The following is a 7920-nucleotide window of genomic DNA, read 5'->3' as shown; positions in this document are numbered from 1 at the left end:
GACTTCTGCGACGGCCTCCTGGACGCCATGCCCACCACCGGCGCCGACGACATCGCCATGATCGCCATGCGGGTCAGGCTCTAGGATCGTGCCGCACGGGTCCGGAGGAACGAGGATCGCGCGCGATGCCGACCTCTCCCACGGTCGGCGGTGATATGCCGGAGGCGCGCCTGCGCCTTGTGGGCGCATCGCTTTCCCCGCCACCCGGCCTGCAATCGGCGGGACGGGAACCGGCACGGCCACCCGTTAGTGGGCTTTTATCTTCCGTATGCCAATTGAAGCGGCCAAATATGGCCGCAGCAACATAGTCCCGTATCACGACGGGGATATGGGAGTGCACCAGGGGCGCAGATACGACCCTGCGGGAGGGACCGTAGAGCCCTACGCCAATGGTCTCCTGAAACAGATCGAGCAGCTGACCCGGGAGAACGCCAAGCTGCGTGGCGAACTGATCGTGACACAGTTATGGAATCCGCCCGCGGAGCTGGAACGCGCATTTCGCGATGCATGCGGCTGGACCTGCCTGTCCGTGCCGCCGACGGAGCAGAACCCTGACCAAGCTGGTGGACAACACGTTCCGGCCGTGAACATCACGCTGGTCAACGAGTTCGCGGAGGCGAGCCGGCTGCCGGGGCCGGACGTGATGGAGGTCATCGCGATGCGTCCAGCCACGTCCTTTCCTGACAGGCGTCCTATATCCTTCAAACTCCACGGAACGGCCACTGAGCAGAAATACCCAAAACCCGCATTCTCGCGTTGCGCATATTCCGGCGTGGTGAATGTTGATCGCGCGCCCTTCGAGCGCCTTACAGAGGTCGGCGCTGAGGATCTGAGGATGACGACGGCCCGAGCGAACGCCCGCAGGGAGGTTGTGAGGGGCAGCGGGACCACGCCGTTCTTCTCCTCTATGTGTCATTATCGGCAGACTGATCGGAGGGAGTCTTGTTCTTGGACGGTGAGGAGCAAGACGGGACCGCGGCGGCCGGACCGGTGTCGGGGCCCGCGCCGGGGCCGAGGGGCCGGTGGCCTGCGAGGGCGGTCGTGGTGTTGGGGGCCGTGCTGACGGCGGTGATCGTGGCGGCCGCGGGTGTCTGGTGGTTCAGCCCCTTCGAGTACATGGCGGGCCTGGACGGCACGCCGCCGAAGGCGGTGAGCGGAGTCCCGGCCGAGGGCCTGCGGTTCTTCCGGGACGTCAAGGATCCGGTTCTGGCCGCGGGTGCGCTGGTGGAGCGGCACGGTCGGGGGGTGCGGGCGGTCGATCTGGGCACCGGCCGGACATGGTGGAGCCTGAGCAGACCGGGGCGGGCGTCCGTGACCGAGGTCGGGAAGCTGGACGGCACGCATGTCGCGGTCGTCTGGACCGACCGTCGCCTCACCATCGTCGACGTGCCGTCAGGTCACCGGCTGCACGTCGGCCTGCCGGACCGATCCGCCCACGGGAGCGATCTCGATGAGGACAAGACTCCCGTGCAGACGAACGGCCTGACCGACTCCCATGGGCACCTGCTGGTCGTGGCCGTCCAGGATCGCGGAGTCGATGTGTACGACGCCTCCTCGGGCCGCCGGGCGTGGACGCGGCCGGCGCCCCGCAATTGCAGCTACTGGGACGCGGTGCAGGACGGCATCCAGGTTCAGAACCGGGTGCTCTCACTGGACGTCTACTGCTCTGAGGACGGCACCACGCAGTACGCCTACAGCACCCTGCTCGGCCCGACCGGCACACCGCTGCCGGGGTTCGGGCATTTCCCCGGCGGGTCGCTGCTGCCAGCCGGTGACCATGAGCTTCTGCAGTATGAGCATCACGGAGTGGAAGGCGTCGGCTACCGGTTGATCGATTTGCGGACGGCGCGGACGCTATGGCGCGTCGACCAGGCCTCGTCCTCTCCCCTGGGCGGCTTGGACGAGGTGACCGCGACCGCCGGCCGGGTCGTGGTCACCGACCCCCTGGGCGGGCAGATCGCGGTGTACCGCGCGGCCGACGGGAAAGCGCTGTGGCGGTGGAGGCTCCCTCGCTTCGGCGAGGAGACGATCCTCCTGCACTCCGGCATGGTGATCGCCGGCCGGGTACGCGTCCTCGCCAGGCACCCCGGGCCGGTCAGGGTGATCACCTTCGATGCGAGCGGTGAGATCATGGCGGAACAGGAACTCCCGATGTTCGAGACCGCCGGGAACCCGGTCCTGTCCGGCGGCGCCTACGAGACCCTCGTGATCAGGGACTCCATCCCCGAACCCGACAGCACCGCCCGCCCCTCCGTCCTCCTCACCGCCGCCCGCTGAGGCGGCTCGCGAGTGCCGCCTCCGTGCTCAGCGGGCCGGAGCGTCCCGCTCATCCGGCAGGTCCAGCAGCCGGCGCGCGAGGTAATGCAGGTACTCGCGGAACTTGCTCAGATCGCTGTCCAGCGCCAGGCGCCCTTCGCGCTGCTCCACGCGGCCATTGGCATGGACGACGCCCTGCGCGAAGAACCCCATGACGACCCACCGGATTGTCCAGAGGACGTAGTCCAGATGCACGGGGTCGGGCACGGCGTCGCGCAGCACGTTGGCGAACGAGACGATCCTCGGCACCGAGTGGCGCTCGAACAGGTCGGCGGTGTCCCCGGCGTCACCGATGTAGCGCTGCTGCCACAACCCCACCACGTCCGGATTGCGGGCGTAGAAGTCCAGGTACTCGTCCAGGAGGCGGTCCAGCGCCTGCCGGGTCGGCGTGAACCCCGCCACTATGTCCTCCACCGCCTCCCACTCCGCCTCGGCGGTCCGCCGCATCACCTCGCGGTACAACTCGACGTTGCTCGTGAAGTGGTGGCGGACCGCCGCGGTCTCCATCCCCGCGCTCCCGGCTATCTGCTCGGTCGTGGTGGCGTCCAACCCAAGCGCGGCGAAGAGCTGGGTCGCGGCCTGCACGATCTTTTCACGCTCGGTATCCATGTCATCATGCTAAGTCGTGCATGGAAGATCGTGCGTAATGCCCTTGACGGCGGGTGCCGGCGCCGCGAACCAGTCCGTCCCGCCGGCTGTTGCCGCGCGGATCTCGAACTGGCGGTGGAGGACCGTGCGCGCCCGGGATCTGAGATGTTCGATCTCTCTCCGCGCTCGCCGGTAGCGAGCCACCGAGGTTGAGACCGAGCCGTGGGTAAAGTGGACGCACTCCCCTGGACGGAGTTGGGCAAGGCGGTCGAGACCGTCCCGGGTCACCACCGCGGGGACCGGGTAGCCGGCGGTGACGCCCCGTCCCCGGTGCAGGACGATGATGTGGTCGCCGCCCGGGACCTCCAGCGCCCCGATCGGGACGCCGGCGGATACGAGTTCGGTACCTCGCTCCGCACGCGGTATCGGGCCGGCGAACCGCAGCCCCACGGCATCGCTGAGATGGCTCATGGTGAAGGGCCGCCCGTACAGGAGCGCGAGGTCCCGCCCGAACGCGCCGGCGTCCGGACCCGGGGTGACCTCGATCTCCACCGTGCGGGGCCGATGCGGCGCGGCCGCGTTCAGCCGCAGCAGCGGTGACCCGAAGTCCGAGCGCCGGGGGCGGACGTGGGCGAGCAGCCGCAGCGACCGCCCGGGCACGACCTGCTCCCCGACCTGGAGAACGGGGTCGGGGGCACAGCTGCCCAGCGCTCGAGCGGCCTCCAAGGAGCCCAGGACGCTGACGTAGATCCTCAGGCCGGGGCCGATGGAGCGCACCTCCACCAAGTCCCCGGGGCGGACGTGCTGCGCCGACCACATCGGTGCCGGCCGGCCGGCGACGAAGAGGTGCGCGTGTGCGCCGGTCACGGCGATCACTTGGTCGAGGGTCGGCCGGAGGGCGATGCCGGCGCCCATGGCCTCGATGAGAGGTGCCTCGTCGGCGTTGCCGACTAGGGCGTTCGCGCTGCGTGCGGCCTCCTCGTCCAGGGCTCCGTGGTTCGAGAACCCCAGGTGGGCCGCGGGGCGTCCGAGGTCTGTCACCCGTGCCGGGCCGGTGGAGATGACGTGGAGTTCAGGCACGGAAGTCCGCCAGGAACGCGTCGGCGTGATCGGCCCATTCATCCGGCGCGATGCGCCGGTACTGGAACAAGTCGCCCGGCCGGTATGCGACGGGGTTCGCCTGGGACGGGTCGACGAGACCTATCGGGGTCCGGCCGAGCACCCGCCATCCCGACGGCTGTTCGCGCGAGAGGATCATGGCCTGTCGTCCGGCCACCAGGATCGCGCCGCGAGGGACCCGGACCCTCGGCTCCGAGAGCCTGGGCACCTGCCCGTTCCAGCCGGGCCCGTCCAGCATTGGAGCCGCTCCGTGGCTGAAGCATCGGACCGGGTGTGCCAGCCCGGCATGTGCATCCACCACCTGTTCGACGGAAAGGCCCAGGTGGCGGGCCACGTCCTCCAGGTCGGGCCCGTACGCGCCGCCGTAGACGACCGGGACCGTGAACACCGTGGGAGCGCTGGCCGTAGCAGCCGTCCCGCCCGGGAACAGCGCCGAGACCGCCGCCGCCACCTCCGCGTGGTCGACGACACCGGGATCGAACTCGATGAGGGCCGAGTCGTAGGTCGCCACGGCCGACCAGACTCCCGGCGGGGGCGAGGCGTTCACGGCTGCCGCGAGCCTTTGGATCGCCGACCACCGGGCTTCCGGATCGGACGCGACCGCGACGACCCGTAGCGCGCTGTCGCCGCAGTCGGCCACCTCCAGGCGGTCACCCGGTGGGCGTCGTGCCCCGGGCACGGACCACCTCCGTGAGTGGGGCGACGGCCACGCCGGCCGCGCCGAGCGCTCCGCGGACCCGCAGAGCGATCGCGGCGGCGGAGGGATTGTCACCGTGCAGCAGGATGCTGTCGGCCCGAAGCTCGAGATCGGCTCCCGTCGCGGTAGAGATCTTTCCCTCGGTCACCAGCCGCACCGCGCGCTCGGCGATCTCGCCGGGATCGTGCAGTACGGCGTGGGGTTCCGAGCGCGGGGTCAGCGAGCCGTCCGGCCGGTAGGAGCGGTCGACGAACCCGGTGACGGCCGTGGTCAGTCCCAACCGCCGCGCCTCGGCCGGCAACGCGCCCGGGAACCCGAGCACGATCATTTCCGGGTCGAAGTCGGCGACGGCTCGGGCGACGGCCCGCGCGTAGTCGTGCCGGGTCTGCACGAGATTGCCCAGCCGGCCGTGCGGTGACACGTGCGCGAGCCGGACGCCTTGGGCCCGCGTGAAGGCCGCGAGCGCACCTATCTGGTACAGGGTGTCGGTGTAGACCTCGTACTCGCTGCACTCGATGGCCCGCCGCCCGAATCCGACGAGGTCCGGAAAGCCGGGATGGGCGCCCACCGATACCCCCGCCTCGCTGCAACGCTCCACCGTGCGCCTCATGACCCGCGGGTCCCCGGCGTGGAAACCGCATGCGACGTTCGCCGACGTTAGCGAGGAGATCAGCTGCCGGTCGGTGTCGTGCCGGTAGGCGCCGAACCCCTCCCCGACGTCGGCGACCAGATCGACGATAGGCATCTTCGCTACCTTCCTGACCGGATCGGGGGAGTGTCGGACGTGCCACTGGTGGCCTCGAAGGGCACCGGCCTGAGCGCATGGCGACCGTGCAACCCCTGGTACCGGCTCGGCACCGGCGCCCGCCATCCCTCCAGGACGCCCGGGGCGGGTTCGAAGACCTCGACCCCGAGGGGGTGGCAGTGCTCCAACTGCTCCTCATCCGAGGCCGCATCGGGTCCCCACATCGGCACCGCGAGATCTCCCCCGGGACAGGTCGAGAGCGCACAGAGCAGATCGATCTCGGCGAAGAACTCGAAGTAGTCGCCCTTCCGCGCGGGACACTCCCCGAAGAAGTACTGCGCGCGGTCGTTCGCACCGGCGAACTGGAAGATGTTGAGCACGTCGTGGACGTCGAACTCGGTGAGGCCGTACGGCTGGACGGCGCGAACGAGGTTCGAGTGGCAGTGGTAGTCGAAGTCCGTTCCCGCCAGCATGCGGTTGACGTACGGATCGCAACGGCTGCCGAGCAGATCGTGGATCGCGATCGCGTCCGGATGGTCCTCCAGCGTGTCCGCGGTGACGGTGAGCATCGGGCGCAGGTAGGGCAGGCAGGACCAGAGCCTGTCATAGGTCGTCACGCTGTTGCGCTGGAGCTGCCGCGTACGCGCCGCCCAGAAGCGCTCCCGCGGGTTGTCCAGGCTCCAGACGTTGAAGTCGCCCACCTGGGGGCCCGACAAGATCGAGATCCGTACGATGCTCCCAGCCGGGACCTCCCAGGCGGCACCGGACCGGATCGGGATCTCGAAATCGTGCATCCTGCGCCGTCCGCCCGCCAGCGCGAGTCGCGCATAGAACGCCTTGTCGACGTCGAGCGGGCCGCCGGGGGTTGCTTGATAGCCGGCCTCGTGGGAGTACACGGGTTTCCCTTCATGCGGTCGGGCGGCGGGGCGCGTACGCGGGCCGCTCACACGGTCACCCGCGAGAGGAAGGCACGCGTCCGTGCCTCGCACGGATTGTTGAACAGTTCATCCGCGGCTGCCTGCTCGGCCACGATGCCGCGGTCCATGAAGACCACCCAGTCGGCCACCCGCTCGGCGAAGCGCATCTCATGGGTGACGATGACCATCGTGAGGCCGTCGACCGCGAGGGCGGCCATGACGTCGAGCACCTCGTCGACCAGCTCGGGGTCCAGGGCACTCGTGGGCTCGTCGAAGAGGATGACCTCGGGTTCCATAGCCAGGGCGCGGGCGATGGCCACCCGCTGCTGCTGGCCTCCGGAGAGCTGGTGCGGATAGCGATCGGCGTGCTCCTCGAGCCCGACCTTCCTCAGGTGCGACAGCGCCTTACTCCGGGCGTCGCTCGCCGAGACCTTGCCGAGGCGGAGGGGCGCCCACATGACGTTCTCGGCGGCCGTCTTGTGCGGGAAGAGGTTGAACTGCTGGAAGACCATGCCGACCTCGCGGCGCTGCCGGGCCGTGGCGGAGTCCCGCGCCGCGCGATACTTACCGTCGACGACCCGGTAACCGACGGGTTCACCGCGGTAGGAGACCTCTCCCCCGTCGACCGGCTCGAGCCCGTTGAGCGTACGGATCAGAGTGGTCTTGCCGGATCCGGAGGGCCCGATGACGGCCACCACCTCGCCGCGGTGGACGTCGAGGTCGACGCTCCGCAGCACCTGCTGGGATCCGAACGCCTTGGTGGCTCCGGCCATCCGGAGCACGACCTCGCCGTCGTGGGATCGTCGCGGCCGGCTGGTCATCGCCCGATCGCGGTCGGCGAGTGACACCGCCTCGCCGGTTCGCGCGTGCCGGCGCCTGAAGTCGAGGCGGCGCTCCAGGTAGCGCAGCCCGAGGTCGAACGCGGTGACGATCGCGACGTAGAACAGCGCCACCACCAGCAGCGTCTCGAGGATCTTGAAATTGCTGGTGTACAGCCGCTGGCCGACCAGGAGCAACTCGGTCAACGAGATGGTCGCGACCAGCGAGGTCAGCTTGACGATCGTCACGAGTTCGTTGCCCAGGGCCGGTAGAGCGACCCGGAACGCCTGCGGGACCACGATCTGCAGCTGCACATGCCGTGACGGGACGCCCAGCGCCCTGGCGGCCTCGGCCTGGCCGTGGGCGACCGAAAGTATCCCGCCCCGGTGGATCTCCGAGATGTAGGCGGTCTCGGAGAGGACGAGCGCGACCAGGCCGACAACGAACGGTGATCCGAGGACGACCCTGGACTCCGGCACCACCATCGGGGCGTTGAAAATGAAGATCAACAGCACCAGCAGCGGCAGGCTGCGAAAGAACCACACGTAGCCGGCCAGCGGCCAAGCCAGCACTCGGATACGCGACTGGCGGGCGAGCGCCACCAACATTCCGAGAACGGTGGCGATGCCCCATGACAGGACGGAGAGCTCGACGACGGTCAGCGACGCCTTCCAGAAGTCGGAGTCGCCGAACAGGCTGAGGGTGTACTGCCAGTCCAT

General features: G+C 69.3%; 7 protein-coding genes. 1 reads left to right on the top strand and 6 read right to left on the bottom strand.

The features are described 5' to 3' along the window. The first annotated feature begins 1056 nt into the window (after positions 1 to 1056). Positions 1057 to 2277: an outer membrane protein assembly factor BamB family protein gene (locus ABZ806_RS36850; RefSeq protein WP_500222793.1), complete on the top strand. Its 1221-nt coding sequence runs from the start codon at positions 1057 to 1059 to the stop codon at positions 2275 to 2277. A 27-nt stretch (positions 2278 to 2304) separates the two neighbouring features. Here the strand turns inward: ABZ806_RS36850 and ABZ806_RS36845 are convergent, their stop codons facing one another. The 6 genes from ABZ806_RS36845 to ABZ806_RS36820 are packed head-to-tail and all read right to left on the bottom strand — an operon-like array spanning position 2305 to position 7920. Continuing rightward, complete coding sequence (locus ABZ806_RS36845; RefSeq protein ID WP_500222789.1) at positions 2305 to 2925, bottom strand: TetR/AcrR family transcriptional regulator; 621 nt, start codon at positions 2923 to 2925, stop codon at positions 2305 to 2307. A gap of 9 nt (positions 2926 to 2934) precedes the next feature. Further along, positions 2935 to 3984 carry a 5-oxoprolinase subunit C family protein gene (locus tag ABZ806_RS36840; RefSeq protein WP_500222787.1) on the bottom strand — a complete coding sequence of 350 codons (1050 nt, stop codon included), beginning with the start codon at positions 3982 to 3984 and terminating at the stop codon, positions 2935 to 2937. Next, positions 3977 to 4702 (bottom strand): 5-oxoprolinase subunit B family protein, encoded by a 726-nt coding sequence (locus ABZ806_RS36835; RefSeq protein ID WP_500222784.1) that lies wholly within the window; start codon positions 4700 to 4702, stop codon positions 3977 to 3979. Before ABZ806_RS36835 ends, ABZ806_RS36840 begins: the two co-directional genes overlap by 8 nt. Next, complete coding sequence (locus ABZ806_RS36830; protein ID WP_500222782.1) at positions 4674 to 5465, bottom strand: LamB/YcsF family protein; 792 nt, start codon at positions 5463 to 5465, stop codon at positions 4674 to 4676. The genes ABZ806_RS36835 and ABZ806_RS36830 overlap by 29 nt, the downstream gene beginning before the upstream one ends. Positions 5466 to 5470: 5 nt before the next feature. After that, complete coding sequence (locus ABZ806_RS36825) at positions 5471 to 6361, bottom strand: urea carboxylase-associated family protein (protein ID WP_500222780.1); 891 nt, start codon at positions 6359 to 6361, stop codon at positions 5471 to 5473. A 47-nt stretch (positions 6362 to 6408) separates the two neighbouring features. Then, a complete protein-coding gene (locus tag ABZ806_RS36820) occupies positions 6409 to 7920 on the bottom strand; it encodes an amino acid ABC transporter permease/ATP-binding protein (protein WP_500222778.1) in 1512 nt (503 codons plus the stop codon).

It is taken from the genome of Spirillospora sp. NPDC047418, assembly GCF_040643275.1.
Lineage (GTDB): Bacteria > Actinomycetota > Actinomycetes > Streptosporangiales > Streptosporangiaceae > Spirillospora.
The sequence above is the reverse complement of the archived record's forward strand: the minus strand, read 5'-3'. Positions and strand labels throughout refer to the sequence as shown.